This is a genomic window from Brachybacterium vulturis, from assembly GCF_002407185.1.
GTDB lineage: Bacteria > Actinomycetota > Actinomycetes > Actinomycetales > Dermabacteraceae > Brachybacterium > Brachybacterium vulturis.
In genome coordinates this window covers 685,847-702,639 of record NZ_CP023563.1, presented here as the reverse complement: position 1 = coordinate 702,639, position 16,793 = coordinate 685,847, and the positions used below count along the sequence as shown (strand labels likewise).

Below are 16,793 nucleotides of genomic sequence, written 5' to 3'. Positions count from 1 at the left end.
CTCCTCGGCCACGGCGGCGGAGGCCCGATTGTGCTCAAGCAGGTAGGCGACCACCGGCAGCTCCGGGCGCGCCTCCCGCGCGGCGGCCACCGCCGCCTGGGCGACCTCGGTGGCGAGAGGAATCCTAGAGGCCGACCGGGACAGTTGCGTCGGTCGCCTGCTCATGACGATGCCGTGAACCGTCGCAGGGTAGGGCTCAGCGCCCCGGCGAGAGCGGTCAGCAGGAATCCGGCCCCCGCCACGACCAGCGCCCAACCACCGCCGAGACGCCCCGCGAGCAGGCCGCCGATCAGCGGCCCGAGCGGGGACAGCGCCATGCTCGCCATCCCCAGCAGCGCGCCGATGCGGCCGAGCATGCCGGCCGGCACCAGCTGCGAGATCACCGCCCCGGCGGCGACGTTGAGCGCCGGGGTGACCAGGCTGAAGGCCAGGATCGGGAAGAACGGCCACCAGGGCGTCCACGGCAGAGCAGCGAGGATCAGGCACAGGCCCAGCACGGCCGGCACCCCGACGGCCAGGCGCCCGATGGCCACCTTCCCGGTCACCCACCCCGAGACGAGGGCGCCGAGGAGGCCACCGATGCCGATGCCGGTGAGCACGAAGCCGGTGAGCGTCGCCGTCCCTCCGAGGGAGCGGATATGCACGATGAGCGAGAGCGTGACGGCGCCACCGCAGAGGTTCATCGCCATGAGCACCAGCGTCATCTCCCGCAGGCCTCGCCGGGCCAGCAGCCACCGCAATGCGTCCCGGGTCTCCGCGAGCATGCCGGGTCGGGACGTCCTGGTCGCACCGTCCTCCGGCGTGTCCGCCTCCTCGTCGGTGGCGGATGCGCTCCCAGTGTCCGCCTCCTCGTCCTCCTCCGGACGCCGTGGCACCTTCGCGAGCATCGCGAACACCCACGCCGCCGCCACGCTCACGGCCATCGCGAGATAGGGCGCCAGGAGCCCCACCCCGGTGAGGACGCCTCCGATCGCTGGACCTGCCACGCGGCCCGCGTGGGAACGGGCCTCCTCCTGTGCGAAGGCGCCGCGCAGCTGGGAGGACGGGACCACTGCGCGGATCGAGACCTGCCGCGCCGGGCCGAGGAAGGCCTGGCAGAGCCCGTCGACGGCGGCGAAGACCAGGAATCCGGGCAGGCCCGCGTATCCGGCGACGAGCCCTGCAAGCAGCGCCACGGCGTTGAGCACCTGGACGGCCTGGGCGATCAGCAGGATGCGTCGGCGGTCGTGCCGGTCCACCCAGATCCCGGCGGGCATCTGCGCGAGCAGCATCGACGCCGTGAGCACCGCGGCGACCAGCCCGGCGCGGGCGGCGCTGCCGGTCAGCGCCAGCAACGTCAGAGGCAGGGCGATGCGGTTGATCTCCGTCCCCAGCGTGGTGCAGGCCGAGCCCGCCCACAGGAACTGGAACCGGGCGTTGCGCCGCAGCGGCGGGATCATCGCCTCCACGGCGGCCCCGATTCATGAAGCAGATATTTCATAACCGTGAAGGTAATGCTTCACGCTTTCCGGGACAAGAGCCTCCGGCGGCCTACGATGGCGACCATGGCCCTCGATCCCCCACCGCTGCTGGACGATCACGACCGCATGCGCGCGGTCAGCCACCCGGCCCGCTGGCGGGTGCTGCAGGAACTCTGGAACGGGAGCACGCTGACCAGCACGGACGCGGCGGAACTGGCGGGTTTGAGCCCGTCGGCGATGAGCTATCACCTGCGGCGCCTGGCGGCGCTGGGGCTGGTCGAGCAGTCCGCCTCGGCCGATGGGCGCGAGCGTCCCTGGCGCGCGAGCACCGACGGGCTGAACATGACCGGTCAGCCGGACGAGTCGCTCGGCGGGATGATGATGCAGAACTTCGCCGCGGACATCGCCCGCGCGCTGGCCACCCCGCCCCCGCCCGATGGCGACCCCCGGCCCTGGCCGGCGAACTTCGCCCACCGCCGGGTGCGGATGACCCGGGCCGAGTCGAAGGCGCTGCACGCCCGGATCAGCGCGGTGATCACGGAGGCCGAGGAGGCCGGGAACGCCCGTGCGGAGCGCGGGGACGAGGCCGGAGAGCCCGCCTACCGCTACGACGTCTTCTTCGCGGCCGCCGCTGCGGACGACGGGCAGGAGACCGGCCGGCCCTGACCGCCGCGCCGCGTTCTCCACCCCCGGCCCCACCATCTCGGCACTGCGCGGAGGTACTCCTCGTACTCGGCGCCGAACCGGGACCGGAGCGCCTCCTCCTCGGCAGGGATCTGGGTACGGTCCATGACGAGCACGAAGAGCCCCACCGGCAGCAGGGCCGCCCACGACCGCCGGTCGACGGCGCGGGCGAGCAGCAGGCCGGCGATCCCGAGGTAGATCGGGTTCCGGGAGCGGCCGAAGGGCCCGGCGCGCACCAGGGTCGTCGCCCCGGACAGATCGTGCGGGCTGATCGTCGTGCGTTCGCGGTGGAGCGTCGCCGCCGAGGCTCCCATCAGCATCAGCGCGCCGACGACCAGCCCACCTGCAGCGGCCCGGGACGAGGAGGTGCTGCCGGCGCCCCGCGCGAGGACCCCCTGCACCACGGCGGCGGCACCGGCCACCACGGGCGGCGGGAGGCTGCGATGGCGCGATGCTGCCGGGCGAGCTCGGTCGGGGTCTTCCGGTGCGGCGGTCATACCGGCATCATCGCGGTCCGGCGCGGTGAGGGCCAGGGCGTCGTCGTGGACCACGCCTTCGCCCGCCGCGCCCTCGCCGCGGGTCCCGGGTGGGGCACACTGACGTCATGAGCGAGAAGGACGATCCGCAGGCGCTGCTGCACATCGGTGCGGTCGCGGAGCGCACGGGGCTCAGCCTGCGCACCCTGCGCCACTACGACGAGATCGGCCTGATCACCCCCTCGGAGCGCTCCTCCGGCGGGTTCCGGCTGTACTCGGAGGCGGACGTGGAGCGGATCCTGCTGATCCGCCGGATGAAGCCGCTGGACTTCACGCTCGAGCAGATGCGCGAGCTGCTCGAGGTCACCGAGGCCGCCACCCGGCCGGATGCCCCCGCCGAGGTCCGGCGGACGCTGCGGGAGTTCGAGGAGACCGCGATCCAGCGCCGCGCGGCGCTGGAACGGAAGGTCGCGATGGCCGACGAGTTCCTCTCGCGCCTGCGGGAGCTGTCGGCCGAGGCGTGACCGGATCCGCCCCGGGCGGCACCTGTGACGGACCGCTCGTATCGGCGGAGCCAACTCTCCCGTAACGTCAGGGTCGGCCATGAGCCCCTCACGGAGACGTTCCGTGCCTCCGGGGCTCCATCCCTCCCCTAGGACCCTGATGACCTCCTCCGCACCGGCGCCCGTCGACACCGCGCCCCAGCACTCCCAGCAGCGGCCAGCCACCGTGCGCGCCGCCCTGCGCAGCCCCCGCCGGCTGAAGACCGAGATCCTCGGCGGCCTGGTGGTCGCCCTCGCCCTGATCCCCGAGGCGATCTCCTTCTCGATCATCGCCGGGGTCCCGCCGCAGGTGGGCCTGTTCGCCTCCTTCACCATGGCGGTGACGATCGCGGTGGTCGGCGGCCGCCCCGCGATGATCTCCGCCGCGACCGGGGCCGTCGCCCTGGTCATCGCCCCGGTGGCCCGCGAGCACGGGATGGACCACCTCGTGGCCACCGTGATCCTCGCGGGACTGCTGCAGATCGTGCTCTCGCTGCTGGGGGTCGCGAAGCTGATGCGGTTCATCCCCCGCAGCGTGATGACCGGCTTCGTCAACGCCCTGGCGATCCTCATCTTCACCGCCCAGCTCCCCCACCTCATCGGCGAGGACATCCCCGTCATCGTCTACCCCCTGGTGGCCGCGGGCATCGCGACCATGGTGCTGCTGCCGCGCCTGACCACCGTGGTGCCGGCGCCGCTGATCGCGATCATCCTGATCACTCTCGCCGTGCTCGCCGCCGGCTGGACGATGCCGAACGTCTCCGACCAGGGCGAGCTGCCCGACTCGCTGCCGGAGCTGTTCTTCCCCAACGTCCCGCTGACGCTCGAGACGCTGCAGATCATCGCCCCCTACGCGCTGGCGATGGCGCTGGTGGGGATCATGGAGTCGCTGATGACGGCCAAGCTGGTCGACGACATCACCGACACCCACTCGGACAAGACCCGGGAGACCTGGGGCCAGGGCGTCGCGAACCTGGTCACCGGGTTCTTCGGCGGCATGGGCGGCTGCGCCATGATCGGCCAGACCATGATCAACGTGAAGCAGTCCGGGGCCCGCACCCGCCTGTCCACCTTCTTGGCCGGCGTCTTCCTGCTCATCCTGGTCGTCGCCCTCGGTGACATCGTGGGCCTGATCCCGATGGCGGCGCTGGTCGCGGTGATGATCATGGTCTCCGTCGGCACCTTCGACTGGCACAGCATCCGCCCCTCCACCCTGCGCCTGATGCCCTGGTCCGAGACCGCCGTCATGCTGGTCACCGTCGTGGCGACCGTGATCACCCACAACCTCGCCATCGGCGTGGTGCTCGGCGTCCTCACCGCGATGGTCCTGTTCGCCCGGCGGGTCGCGCACCTGGTCGGCATCGAGAAGGTCTGGGAGACCGACGTCGACGGCGACGGCGCCATCGACATCCGTCGCTACGCCGTGACGGGCCAGCTCTTCTGGGCCTCGAGCAACGACCTCGTCTACCAGTTCGACTACGCCGGCGATCCCGGGACCGTGATCATCGACCTCACGGCCGCCGACGTCTGGGACGCCTCCACCGTCGCCACCCTCGACGCCGTGCAGTCCAAGTACGCGGCCCGCGGCAAGGAGGTGCGCATCATCGGCCTCGACGGCGCCAGCCTCCAGCGGCTCGAGCGCCTCTCGGGGAATCTCGGCGAGGGTCACTGAGCCGCGGCGCCCGCCGTCCCCGCCACCAGAAGACTGACCTCTGTGAGGTTTGAGCGCCCGTAGGGCGTTCATCAGCTCGAAGAGGTCAGTTCTCCGGTGGTGCCGGCCGGCATCCGGCGGCTGATCAGGCTCCGCTCAGACGCTCTGCCAGATGTCGTCCCCGCGGCGCAGCGCGTCGAAGCCGCCGTCGACGAAGAGCACCTGCCCGGTCATGCGGGCGTTCGCGGCCGAGACCAGGAAGGCGTGGACGGCTCCGATGTGTGCTGCCTCGGCGACCCCGTTGTAGGGCGCGGGCATCGCGTCGTCGGCCATCTTGCGGCCCGCCTCGCTCGCGAAGAGCTCCGTGGTCATCCCGGTGCGCACCTGGCCGGGGCCCACGCCGTTCAGGCCGATCCCGGCGCCTGCGTACTCGGGGGTCGGGGCCGCGCGTCGGATCCAGCGGGAGATCGCCCGCTTGGAGCTGGAGTAGTTCGCGTACCCGGCCTCCGGACCCTGCGCGGCGAGCGCGGCGCCCCGGGCGAGCGCCGCCTCGGCGTCGCCCTCCAGGAGCAGGTCCACCAGCTGCGGGTCGTTGCCCTGCAGGGTGGCGGCGGAGGTGGTCACGCTCACCCGCGGGGCCGCGGCCGCGGCGAGCTGCGGACGCAGCGCCTCGATCAGCTGGACGGTGCCGAGGTAGTTGATCTTCACGGACAGCTCGGAGTTGGCGGAGACCCCGGCATTGGCGACCAGGCCGTCCAGCACCCCGCCGGTGCGCTCGGCGATCTCCGCGGCGACCCGATCGATCTGCGCCGGATCGGAGAGGTCACCGATCACATCGCCCTCCCGCAGGTCGATGCGGAGCACCCGGTCACCCCCGGCTTCCAGGAGTTCGGCGGTGGCCTTCCCGATCCCTGAGGCGGCTCCGGTGACGACGATGGTGCGTGCCATGAGGTGTTCCCTTCGATGATGGCGAGAGCATCCACTGCCTGCAGGACGCTGCTGTTGCTCCAGCGTACGTCCGGGTTCTCGGACCCTCCGGGCAGGAGGTCCCGCTGCGGGAGCGGCCCTACGCACGTACCGCTCCCGGATCCCGGATCCCGCGGCAGTATCGTGAGCCCATGCTGAGCCCGGGACTGTCGATGCTGTGGGAGACGGTCGATGCGGAGCGGGCGCTGCGTGAACGCTTCGGCCTGGGGGGACGGGCCGATGCCACCCGCCTGCTCACGGCGGTGCTCGCCGAGCACTGGGGGCTCTCCGTCCAGGTCCTCCCGCGACTGACGCTCAGCGACCACAACGCGATCGCCTGGGTGAGCAGCGATCACGGGCCGCTGGTCGTGAAGGTCTCGAGCGCGCAGGACCGGTTCGCACAGCTCGCCGCCTCCACGCGCCTGCTCACCGAGCTCTCCACCCGGGGGATCCCGGTCCCCGCTCCTCTGCCCTCGCGCGACGGGCCGGTGCGCCTCGAGGTCGACGGCCCCTCCGGACCGCTCTCCCTCGCCGTGCTGCCGGAGATCCCGGGAGACTGGCTCGACGTCTCCGACCTGCCTGCCGTGCATGCTGCCGGCGCCTGCCTCGCCACCCTGCATGACGCCCTCGGGGACATCAGGACACAGGGCCTCCCCGACCATGCTCCGCGCCCCCTGCCCGACCGCCTCTGGGGATGGCTCTCCGACCGTGACCCGGGCCGTGTCCCCGCCGCCTCCGACCGCCTCGCGGAGCTGCTGACCGGGCTGCCTGCCCCGGAGGATGCCCCGCAGCTGATCCACGGCGATTTCCGCGCCGCGAACCTGCTGGTGCGGGACAGCGGGATCGCGGCGGTGCTGGACTTCGACGACGTCCGCCTCGACCACCGGATCGCCGACCTCGCGCAGGCCGGCACCTACCTGGCGACACGATTCCGTGGTTGGGGCCCGACGCCCCTCCCGGCTCGGGCCGCGCTGCGCGCCGGCTACGAGACGGTGCGGCCGCTGGGCCCCCTGGGGTCGCGCTGGTTCGAGACGCTCTCGCTGTGGATGGGGATCGCGGCGATCCCGCCGCAGGACGACGGCCGGTGGACGACGGCGGTCGACGCGCTGATCCGGGTGTAGTCCCCTGGTGCGCCCCCCGTCCCCGGGAATAGGCTTCTCCGCGGTGGTTCCCGCTCGCCCTCCGGCGAGGCCGCCGACCTTGAGGAGTGAACCACGATGCAGTACTCCCAGCTCGGGCGCACCGGTGCGACCGTCTCCCGGCTCGTGCTCGGGACCATGAACTTCGGTCCGCACACCGCCGAGGAGGATGCCTTCGCGATCATGGATCGGGCCCTGGATGCGGGCGTGACCTTCTTCGACACCGCCAACGGCTACGGCGGCACGGACCGCCGCGGCTGGACCGAGGAGATCATCGGCCGCTGGCTCGCCTCCCGGGGCCGGCGGGAGGAGATCGTGCTCGCCACCAAGGTCTTCGGCGAGATGGGGCCCGGCAGGAACGACCGGGGGCTCTCGGCACTGAACATCCGCCGCGCCGTCGATGCCTCGCTGCGCCGCCTGCAGACCGACCACATCGACCTCTATCAGATGCACCACGTGGACCGCTCCGCGCCCTGGGAGGAGATCTGGCAGGCGATGGATCTGCTGGTCGCGCAGGGGAAGATCAGCTATGTCGGCTCCTCGAACTTCGCCGGCTGGCATCTCGCGCAGGCCAGTGAGGCCGCCCGCGCCCGGCACAGCCTGGGGCCGGTCTCCGAGCAGTCGCTGTACAACCTGCTGACCCGCGATATCGAGCTGGAGGTGCTGCCCGCCGCCGAGCACTACGGCCTGGGCGTCATCGCCTGGTCGCCGCTCGCGGGCGGCCGCCTCGGTGGCCGTTCCGAGCAGGGCGTGCGGCGCGGGGACGTCGCGCCCACCGCCCAGCTGGACCGCTGGGAGGCCTTCTGCGCGCAGCGGGACCTCGCCCCCGGCCAGGTGGCGCTGGCCTGGCTGCTGCACCGCCCCGGCGTGCTCGGCCCCATCATTGGCCCCCGCACGAGCGACCAGCTGGACTCGGCGATCGGCGCGGTGGACATCTCTCTGAGCGAGGACGATCTCGCCGCGCTCGACGAGATCTTCCCCGGCCCCGGCGGCCCGGCCCCGGAGGCCTACGCCTGGTGAGCGCGGCGGCACCGGGGTGACGGTCGCCGGCAGGGGCCTCACGGTCCGCGCACATCCATGCCCGATACCGTCGAGACCGACCCGCCACCACGCCTGGAGGACCCTGCCGTGCTCATCCCCCACCCCGCCCCCGCCGTTCCGCGCCGCGCCCTGTTCGGTGGTCTCGTGCTGTCCACCCTGGCCGTCGCGGGCTGCGGCGCCGACCGCGAGCCGGCTGCACCGGCAGCTCCCGCGCAGGATCTGCTGAGCGCGCACGGCCTCGCCGGCCGCACGTCGCGGGAGATCATCGATCTGCTCGAGGCGCTGCCCCTCGAGGAGCGGCCGACGGACCTCCTCGCCTCGGTGATGCCGGACCGCGTGGATCTCTCCGATGCCGCAGGCCGGGAGGCCTCGATCCCCCTCCCGGAGGGAGAGGCCTACGTCTCGGTCGCCCCGTTCGTGGACGCCACGCACGAGTGCTTCTTCCACAGCCTCACCACGTGCCTGGGCGAGCTGCAGCAGCAGAGCCTCGAGGTCCACCTGACCACGACCGACGGGGAGGTGCTGCTCGATCAGTCGCTCACCACGGCGCCGAACGGCTTCCTCGGCCTCTGGCTCCCCCGAGACCAGCAGTTCACGCTGACCCTCACGCACGACGGCGCGAGCGCCTCGACACCGCTGGCCACCGACTCCGAGGCCCCCACCTGCCTCACCACGATGCAGCTGGGGGCCTGAGCAGCCCACCGAGGCACGGCGCGGGCTCAGTCCGTCGTCGTCCGCCCGAGCATGCGCGCGCCGCTGGCCTGCGGCCGCAGATCCAGTCGGCGCAGCAGCTGCGCGTTCAGCGCCACCACGATCGTCGACAGGGACATCAGCAGCGCCCCCACGCTCACCGGGAGCACGAAGCCGATCGGAGCGAGCACCCCCGCCGCGAGCGGCACGGCCAACAGGTTGTACCCGGCGGCCCACCAGAGGTTCTGGCGCATCTTGCGGTAGGCGGCGCGAGAGAGCTCGAGCACGGAGAGCACCGAGCGAGGGTCCGAGGAGGCCAGCACCACTCCGGCGGAGCCGATGGCGACATCGGTCCCGGCGCCGATCGCGAGGCCGACGTCGGCTTGGGCGAGCGCCGGGGCGTCGTTGACGCCGTCGCCGACCATCGCGACCGTGCGCCCCTCCTGCTGGAGCTCGGCGACCGTCCCGGCCTTGTCCTCCGGGCGCACGCCGGCGAACACCCGGTCGATCCCGAGCTCCTCCGCGACGGACTCGGCCACCGCCTGCGCATCCCCGGTGATCATCACGACCTGCATGTCCTGGGCGTGCAGCGCGTCCACGGCGTCGCGGGATTCGGGCCGGATCTCGTCGACGAGCCGCAGCGCGCCGACGACCTCGCCGTCCGCGAGGACATGGAGGATGGTGGCGCCCTGCCCGTGCCACGTCTCCGCACCGGGCAGCTCCGCGGCCTCATGGCGCTCGAGCAGGTGCGGCCCACCCACTTCGACGACGGCACCGTCCACGACAGCGCGCACCCCGACCGCCGGGGAGGAGGTGAAGTCCTCTCCGGCGCGGTGGCTGATATCTCGCTCCTCGGCGGCGCGCACGATGGCACGGGCCAGCGGGTGCTCGCTGGGAGCCTCTGCGGCGGCGGCGAGGGAGAGCAGCTCCTGCTCGGTGCGACCAGCGCCGGGCTCGATCCCGGTCACCGCCGGTTCACCCTTGGTGAGGGTGCCGGTCTTGTCGAACAGGACGGTGTCCACGGTGCGCATCTGCTCGAGCGCCAGGCGGTCCTTGACCAGCACTCCGCCGCGCGCGGCGCGCTCGGTCGCGATCGAGACGACCAGCGGGATCGCGAGGCCCAGGGCGTGGGGGCAGGCGATGACCAGCACGGTGATCGCCCTGATCACTGCCTGGTCCGGACTGCCGAGCAGCATCCACATGACGGTGGTGAGGATCGCGGCGCCGAGTGCGAACCAGAACAGCCAGCCCGCGGCGGTGTCGGCGAGGCGCTGGGCACGGGAGCTGGACCCCTGGGCGTCGGAGACGAGCTTCCGGATCCCGGCGAGCGCGGTGTCCTCCCCGATGGCGGTCACCTCGAGGCGCAGCCCGGAGTCCGTGGCGACGGTGCCGGCGACGACCTCGTCCCCCACCTCCCGGTGCACGGTCGAGGACTCCCCGGTGATCATGGATTCGTCCATGCTGGCGGCACCGTCGACGATCCTCCCGTCGGCCGGGACGGAGGCGCCGGGGCGCACGCGGACGGTGTCGCCCACGGCGAGCTCGGACGGCGAGACGGTGACGACCTCGTCGCCCTCCAGCTTCTCCGCCTCATCGGGCAGCAGCGCGGCGAGCGAGTCCAGGGCCGAGCTCGTCTGCGCCAGCGAGCGCATCTCGATCCAGTGGCCCAGCAGCATGATCACGATCAGGAGCGCGAGCTCCCACCAGAAGTTCAGCTGCGGATCGAGCACCCCGAGGGTGGAGCCCCAGGAAGCGAGGAACGCGACCGTGATCGCGAGCCCGATCAGCAGCATCATCCCGGGCTGTCGGGAGCGGATCTCCGCGACGCCGCCGGTGAGGAAGGGTCTGCCGCCCCAGACGTACAGGACGGTGCCGAGCACCGGGGCGATCCAGGGAATCCATCCGGTCTCCGGCACCTGGAGGCCGATGAGCCCCGCGATCATCGGGTTCAGGGCGACGACCGGGATCGCCAGCACGAGCATGATCCAGAACAGCTGACGGAACTGCGCGACATGATCGCCGTGCCCGGAGTGTTCGGAGTGGTCATGGCCGCCTTCGGTCGCGTCGTGGCCATGCTGTACGTCGACGGTCTGCTCGTGCCTCATGCCTGCTGTCTCCTCCGCGCGCGTGATGGAACACTGTGACCCTATACCCCCTAGGGGTACTTCTCCATGGGTGTGGCGCGCTCGTCCTCCGCTGGTATCCCCCGGCCGGGCCCGGTGCGCCTCCGCAGCAGCGGCCCGTTCCGCTCGTCGGCCCCACGGTCTACGCTCGCAGCCAGCACCCGGCAAGGCGCCGGGTCGGCGTCGAGGAGGACACCATGCCCGCAGGACTCCATCCCTATCTCAACTTCGACGGCGACGCCCGCGAGGCCTTCGAGTTCTACGGGCGCGCGCTCGGGGCGGTCCCGCAGTTCGCCACGTTCGGCGAGTTCGGTGCGCTCCCGGCCGACGACCCGCACGCCGACAAGATCATGCACGGCTCGCTCGAGGTCTCCGACCTGATCAAGCTCTACGTCTCCGACGTCGTCGAGGGCATGGCGCCCTACGTCCGGGGCACCAATGTGACGCTCTCGCTGATGGGCGACGACGAGACCCTGCTGCGCAGCGCCTTCCAGAAGCTCTCCGAGGGCGGCAGCATCGAGATGCCGCTGGAGAAGCAGATGTGGGGCGACGTCTACGGCACGTTCACCGATCGCTTCGGGATCGTGTGGCAGGTGAACATCTCCTCCCCCGAGGCGGGCTGAGGGCAGGAGTATTCTGCGGCGGGGTCGGCGACCGCCGGCCCCACCGGCTCTCCCGAAGGAATCCTCGCCATGACCTCTCCCCGCGTGACCGTCCAGCAGGCCTGGGATGCACTCGTCGAAGGCAACGAACGGTTCATGGCCGGAGACCTGCACCACCCCCAGCAGAATGCGGCCCGACGCAGCGAGCTGCGCGGCAGCCAGGCCCCGAACGCGGCCTTCCTGGGCTGCTCGGACTCCCGCGTCGCGGCCGAGATCCTCTTCGACTGCGGTCTCGGGGACCTGTTCGTGGTGCGCAACATCGGCCAGATCGCGAACGAGAACACGGTCGCGACCATGGAGTTCGCCGTGGCCGAGCTGGGCGTCGCGGTGATCGTGGTGCTCGCCCACGCCTCCTGCGGCGCGGTGAAGGCCGCGATCGACCAGACCACCGCCACCCCCAGCGAGGTCACCCCCGCGATCCGCAAGGAGCTCGAGGCGATCCAGCCGTCCGTGCAGCTGGAGTGGTTCGCCTCCCAGCAGGTCAGCCCCTATGTGGATCCGGCCCTGATCGAGGCGGACGCGGTGGGTCGCCGTCACCTCGACGAGACCGTCAACGCCCTGATGCGGCAGTCGACGGTCATCTCCGACGCGGTCGCCGCCGGCGAGCTGGGCATCGTGGGCTGCCAGTACCAGCTGGAGGAGGGCCGGGTCTCCCCGATCTCGTGGGTGGGCCGCCTGGACGTCGCCCGCTGACGCGCGGCGGGAGATCCGCCGGCCCCGCCTGGCATATCGTGTCGCCATGACCACCACAGTGCTGCAGAACATCCGTCCGTGGGGCGCCGAGAGCGTCGATCTGAGCATCGAGGACGGTCTCGTCACCGGCCTCGCCCCGCACCGCCCGGGCAGTGCGGTCCCCGGGGGCACCGAGGTGCTCGACGGCGGCGGCCTGCTGGCGCTGCCGGGTCTGATCAACTCCCACGCCCATGTCGACAAGAGCTGGTGGGGCAAGCCCTGGGTGTCCTACGGCGGCGAGGCCACCACGCAGGGCCGCATCGCCCACGAGCGCACGGAGCGGTCCGCGCTGGGGATCCCCAGCACCGACTCGACGGAACTGGTCATGAAGGAGTTCCTGCGCCACGGCACCACCGCCACCCGCACCCATGTGGATGTGGACCTCGGGGTGGGGCTGGACGGCATCGCCTCGGTGCGGGCCGCTGCGGAACGGTTGGGCGGCGCGCTCGAGGTGGAGATCGTGGCGTTCCCACAGGACGGCGTGATGCGGCGACCGGGAGTGCTCGAGCTGCTGGACCGCGCCGCCCAGGAGGGGGCGACCAGCATCGGCGGCCTGGACCCGGCCGGCATCGACCGCGATCCCGTCGCCCAGCTGGACGGCCTGGTCCAGATCGCCGTGGACCGCGGCGTGGAGCTGGACATCCACCTCCACGACGGCAACGACCTGGGGATCTTCCAGATCGAGCTGCTCATCGAGCGCACGGTGCAGGCCGAGCTGCAGGGCCGGGTGAACGTCTCCCACGGCTTCGCGCTCGGCGACGTGCAGGGCGCTCGTCAGGAGGAGCTGGTCGCCGCGCTCGGCGAGGCGGGGATCTCCTGGACCTCCGTGGCGCCGCCCGGGCGGGGCCGGCTGCCGTGGGCGTCGATGCGCGAGCACGGGGTCCGGCTCGGGCTGGGCACCGACGGGATCCGTGACCTCTGGTCCCCCTACGGCGACGGCGACATGCTGCGCATCGCCCTCGGCTTCGCACGGGTGCACGGTCTCCGCCACGACGCGGAGCTGGCTGCGGCCGTCCAGCTGACCACCACGGACTCCGCCCCCTTCGTGCATCGCGACCAGCATGAGCTCGCTCCCGGCTCCCGGGCCGACGTGGTGCTGCTGGAGGCCGAGAACGTGCAGGATGCGCTGCTGCGCACCCCGCGGCGCGAGCTGGTCCTGGCCGGCGGCCGGGTCGTCGTCGAGGGCGGCGAGCTGACGCTCTGAGCCTCCTGGGGACCACCAGCAGCGACCGATCGTGGTCCCCCACCGGGGTCAGTGCTCGCGAGGCACGCCGGCGGTGTCGTGCGGCGGAGTCGGCCCCTCCACCAGCACCGCCGGACGCCACCCCCGGGCGGAGCTGAGCACGGCCAGCTCCTCCGCGCCGCGCAGCGCCTGGACCGTCAACGGACGCTCCTGAAGTTCACCGCGCTCCAGTGAGAGGCGCCGCCCCACCCCGGCCAGGCATCCGTCAGCGAGCGGCGGGGTGCACCAGGTGCCGTCGATCCGGGCGGCGAGGCTCGAGATCGTCGTCTCGACGGCACGGCCGTGCTCGCCGAGCAGCACCACGTCAGAGGCGTCGGGGTGACGCTCCCGGGCCGCGAGGAAGTGGCCTCGCACCGTGGTCTTGTGGCCGCTGAGCCCGGTCGGGAAGGCGGTGGGCACGGTGTCGACCACGAGCCGCACCGGTCCGGGCGTCGCGGCCAGCGGGCGGGAGGTGACGTCCACGCACCCGCCCCGCCGCAGCGCGACCCGCAGCAGCACGGCGTCGGGCCCGGCCTCGGCAGCGGCCTGCAGCGCAGCGGCCTCGATCGCCTCCCGCTGCGCCGATATCCCGAAGTGCGCCGCCGAGGCGCACAGCCGATCCAGGTGCTCGTCGAGATGCTGGGCGATGCCGCCCACGACCGCGAAGGTCTCCAGCAGGGCGAAGGGGTCCCGGGTCCCCACCGGCAGCACCGCGGCCTTGACCAGCAGCTCCTCGTACTCGTCCGGGGCGGTCGAGGCCCAGGTGACGCCACCGCCGGCGCCGTAGACCGCGGAGCCGTCGGCCCCGTCGATCACGACGGTGCGGATCGCGACGTTGAAGCGGGCGCGCGGCTGCGGGCCGGGGGCGAGAAAGCCCAGCGCCCCGCAGTACGCACCGCGCGGGGAGTCCTCGAGCTCGGCGATGAGAGCCATGGTGGACAGCTTGGGGGCACCGGTGATCGAGCCGCAGGGGAACAGCGCCTCGAGCATCGGCACCAGGCCGGTCCCGGAGCGCGGCCGGCCCTGGACCGAGGAGGTCAGCTGCCACAGCGTCGGATAGTCCTCGACCCGCAGCAGGTCGGTGACCTGCACGCTGCCGGGTTCGCACACCCGCGCGAGGTCGTTGCGCAGCAGGTCCACGATCATCACGTTCTCGGCGCGGTCCTTCTCGCTGGCCAGCAGCGCGTCCCGGGCGGCGCGGTCCTCCTGCGGGCTCCGCCCCCGCGCGGCGGTCCCCTTCATCGGGGCGGTGCGCAGCAGGCCGTGCTCCCAGCGGAGGAACGATTCGGGGCTGGCGCTGACCACGGTGTGCCGGCCCAGGTCCACGTAGGCGTGATGGGCGCCGCGCTGACGATGCGCGAGCTCGCCGTACAGCCCGAAGGCATCACCGGCGAACGTCGAGCGCAGCCGGGTGGTGAGGTTGCACTGGTAGGTGTCGCCCTCGGCGATCGCGGCCCGCACCGCCGCGACGCGGGAGGCATGCTGCGCGCTGGTCCAGTCCGGCACCCACGGCCCGAGCTGGTACCCCTCCCCCGTCGTCAGCGGCGGCGCGACCTCGTCGGGCCCCTCCGCGATCCCGAACCACACCAGCGGCAGGCCCTCCTGCGGAGCGTGGACGCGAGCGGCCGCATCGAGACCCGCGGCGGCCTCGTAGGCGATCATCCCGAAGGCCCAGGCGCCGCCGGCCACCGCCTCCTCGACCTCGGCGAGCGCCGGCCGCACCTGCGCGGGGCGGTCGGCCCGGATCACGCGCTGGGCCCGCGCGAACTGCAGGCTGCGGCCGGCGGCGACGTCATCGAAGCGGGCGACGGGGGCGGGGACGGTCATGAGGGGCGGCTCCGAGGATCCAGGCGGTGCGGGGCGGGACGGCGAACGGGGATGAGGGCATCATCCCTGAGAGCAGAGCGTCGGGAGGGCGGCAACACCCGCTCACCACGGCGCCGACCGCTCCCTCGCGGCCTACGATCGAGACCATGACCTCGACCTCCTCCCCCGCTCCCGTCCGCCTCGCCTATATCGACGCGACCGCGGGGATCGCCGGCGACATGCTGCTGGCCGCCCTGATCGACGCCGGGGCCGATCTCGGGCGCGTCCAGCGGGTGCTGGACGCGCTGGTGCCCGGCTCGGTGCGCCTCGTGCGCAGCGACGTGGACCGCGGCGGGCAGCGAGCGGTGAAGATCGACGTGGAGGTGCTGGTCGAGGACCCGCCGCACCGCACCTGGGCCTCGATCCGGGCGCTGCTCGAGCAGGCCCGGGGCGACGCGGCCGTCCCGGACCGCACGATCGACCTGGCCCTGGCGGTGTTCGGTCTCCTCGCCGACGCGGAGGGCGCGACCCACGGCGTCCCGGCCGACGACGTCCATTTCCACGAGGTGGGAGCGCTGGACTCCCTGGCCGACGTGATCGGGGCGTGCGAGGCCTGGCGCCAGCTGGGCATCACCGAGAGCACGGGCAGCGTGATCGCGGTGGGTTCGGGCCGGATCCGCGCCGCCCACGGCGACATCCCGGTGCCGGTCCCGGCGGTGGCTCGCCTCGCGCTCGGGTGGCCGACGGTGGCCGGTGAGCTGCTGCCGCCGCGCGGGCACAGCCACGACCATCCGCACCCCCAGGAGGGTCACCTCGTCGAGGTCCCCGACTCCGATGCCGCCCTGCCCGCTCATGCTCTGCCCGCTCACGCTCGAGGTGGCCCCCATGAGCATGGCGGCCGTCGGGTCCCCGCCGGGGTCGCCCCCGGCATCGGCGAGCTCGCCACCCCCACCGGCGTGGCCCTGATGCGCGGGCTGGCCGCCTCCCACGGACCGCAGCCGATGCTGGTCACCGAGGCGCTCGGCATCGGCGCCGGCACCAAGGACACCCCCGGCCGTCCCAACGTGGTGCGGGTGCTGGTGGGCCACCCCGTCGGCCGCCCGGACACCGCACCGGCGTCCGACGCCCACGACACCCCCGACGCCGCGATCCAGCTCGAGGCCAACGTCGACGACCTCGACCCGCGGCTGTGGCCGCGCCTCATCGACGAGCTGCTCGAGCAGGGCGCGCTGGACGCCTGGCACACCCCGATCACGATGAAGCGCGGTCGGCCCGCGATCACCCTCCACGCCCTGGTCAGGGACGGGGCGGAGCAGGAGATCTCGGCGCTCATCATGGACCGCACCGGCACCCTCGGGGTGCGGAGGCACCGGGTGGAGCGCCTCATCCGCACCCGGGAGTTCGCCGAGATCGACGTGCGGGGACAGCGGATCGCGGTGAAGATCGCGCGCGATGCGGACGGCGCCGTGGTGCGCCGGGCACCGGAGTTCCGGGACGTCGCCGCGGCCGCCCGGGTGCTCGGCATCAGCGAGCGGGCGATGCTGGACCTCGCGCAGGAATCCGCGACCCACCTGACGGAACCGGGCGACTGACGGATAC

At 72.7% G+C, this 16,793-nt stretch carries 15 protein-coding genes; 10 read left to right on the top strand and 5 right to left on the bottom strand.

Going from position 1 to position 16,793, the window contains the following annotated elements; genetic code table 11:
- Positions 1-161: 161 nt before the first annotated feature.
- Entirely contained in the window at positions 162-1,439 is a 1,278-nt protein-coding gene (locus tag CFK38_RS03105) for an MFS transporter (RefSeq protein ID WP_157773330.1), read from the bottom strand.
- A 105-nt stretch (positions 1,440-1,544) separates the two neighbouring features.
- On the opposite strand from CFK38_RS03105, the gene CFK38_RS03100 reads away from it, so the two are divergent.
- Entirely contained in the window at positions 1,545-2,126 is a 582-nt protein-coding gene (locus CFK38_RS03100; protein WP_218192339.1) for a winged helix-turn-helix domain-containing protein, read from the top strand.
- Here the strand turns inward: CFK38_RS03100 and CFK38_RS03095 are convergent.
- Positions 2,066-2,641: a methyltransferase family protein gene (locus tag CFK38_RS03095; RefSeq protein WP_157773329.1), complete on the bottom strand. Its 576-nt coding sequence runs from the start codon at positions 2,639-2,641 to the stop codon at positions 2,066-2,068. The two genes, CFK38_RS03100 and CFK38_RS03095, sit on opposite strands and share 61 nt — an antisense overlap.
- Before the next feature lie 107 nt (positions 2,642-2,748).
- Here CFK38_RS03095 and CFK38_RS03090 point away from each other — a divergent pair, with 107 nt between their 5' ends.
- Positions 2,749-3,144 carry a MerR family transcriptional regulator gene (locus CFK38_RS03090; RefSeq protein ID WP_096801756.1) on the top strand — a complete coding sequence of 132 codons (396 nt, stop codon included), beginning with the start codon at positions 2,749-2,751 and terminating at the stop codon, positions 3,142-3,144.
- A 139-nt stretch (positions 3,145-3,283) separates the two neighbouring features.
- Complete coding sequence (locus tag CFK38_RS03085; RefSeq protein ID WP_096801755.1) at positions 3,284-4,834, top strand: SulP family inorganic anion transporter; 1,551 nt, start codon at positions 3,284-3,286, stop codon at positions 4,832-4,834.
- A 135-nt stretch (positions 4,835-4,969) separates the two neighbouring features.
- Here CFK38_RS03085 and CFK38_RS03080 read toward each other — a convergent pair whose 3' ends face one another.
- A complete protein-coding gene (locus CFK38_RS03080) occupies positions 4,970-5,761 on the bottom strand; it encodes an SDR family oxidoreductase (RefSeq protein WP_096801754.1) in 792 nt (263 codons plus the stop codon).
- Positions 5,762-5,931: 170 nt separating this feature from the next.
- Between CFK38_RS03080 and CFK38_RS03075 the strand changes: the two genes are divergently transcribed.
- From CFK38_RS03075 to CFK38_RS03065, 3 genes are all read left to right on the top strand, one after another.
- On the top strand, positions 5,932-6,900 hold the full coding sequence (locus tag CFK38_RS03075) for a phosphotransferase enzyme family protein (protein ID WP_096801753.1): 969 nt from the start codon (positions 5,932-5,934) through the stop codon (positions 6,898-6,900).
- 96 nt (positions 6,901-6,996) lie between these two features.
- Positions 6,997-7,938: an aldo/keto reductase gene (locus CFK38_RS03070; RefSeq protein WP_096801752.1), complete on the top strand. Its 942-nt coding sequence runs from the start codon at positions 6,997-6,999 to the stop codon at positions 7,936-7,938.
- 57 nt (positions 7,939-7,995) lie between these two features.
- Positions 7,996-8,652 carry a CueP family metal-binding protein gene (locus tag CFK38_RS03065; RefSeq protein ID WP_245851204.1) on the top strand — a complete coding sequence of 219 codons (657 nt, stop codon included), beginning with the start codon at positions 7,996-7,998 and terminating at the stop codon, positions 8,650-8,652.
- 26 nt (positions 8,653-8,678) lie between these two features.
- Here the strand turns inward: CFK38_RS03065 and CFK38_RS03060 are convergent, their stop codons facing one another.
- Positions 8,679-10,754, bottom strand: coding sequence for a heavy metal translocating P-type ATPase (locus CFK38_RS03060; RefSeq protein WP_096801750.1), 2,076 nt, complete (start codon positions 10,752-10,754; stop codon positions 8,679-8,681).
- 215 nt (positions 10,755-10,969) lie between these two features.
- On the opposite strand from CFK38_RS03060, the gene CFK38_RS03055 reads away from it, so the two are divergent.
- The 3 genes from CFK38_RS03055 (at position 10,970) to CFK38_RS03045 (ending at position 13,370) form a co-directional block, all read left to right on the top strand.
- The gene (locus tag CFK38_RS03055) at positions 10,970-11,395 is read left to right on the top strand and encodes a VOC family protein (RefSeq protein WP_096801749.1); all 426 of its coding nucleotides are present in this window, start codon (positions 10,970-10,972) and stop codon (positions 11,393-11,395) included.
- A 69-nt stretch (positions 11,396-11,464) separates the two neighbouring features.
- A complete protein-coding gene (locus CFK38_RS03050) occupies positions 11,465-12,127 on the top strand; it encodes a carbonic anhydrase (protein WP_096801748.1) in 663 nt (220 codons plus the stop codon).
- A 46-nt stretch (positions 12,128-12,173) separates the two neighbouring features.
- The gene (locus CFK38_RS03045; protein WP_096801747.1) at positions 12,174-13,370 is read left to right on the top strand and encodes an amidohydrolase family protein; all 1,197 of its coding nucleotides are present in this window, start codon (positions 12,174-12,176) and stop codon (positions 13,368-13,370) included.
- Between the two features lie 48 nt (positions 13,371-13,418).
- On the opposite strand, the gene pabB is transcribed toward CFK38_RS03045, so the two are convergent.
- The gene (gene pabB / locus CFK38_RS03040) at positions 13,419-15,215 is read right to left on the bottom strand and encodes an aminodeoxychorismate synthase component I (RefSeq protein WP_096801746.1); all 1,797 of its coding nucleotides are present in this window, start codon (positions 15,213-15,215) and stop codon (positions 13,419-13,421) included.
- Positions 15,216-15,361: 146 nt separating this feature from the next.
- Between pabB and larC the strand changes: the two genes are divergently transcribed.
- Positions 15,362-16,786 (top strand): nickel pincer cofactor biosynthesis protein LarC, encoded by a 1,425-nt coding sequence (larC, locus tag CFK38_RS03035; protein WP_096801745.1) that lies wholly within the window; start codon positions 15,362-15,364, stop codon positions 16,784-16,786.
- Positions 16,787-16,793: the final 7 nt, after the last annotated feature.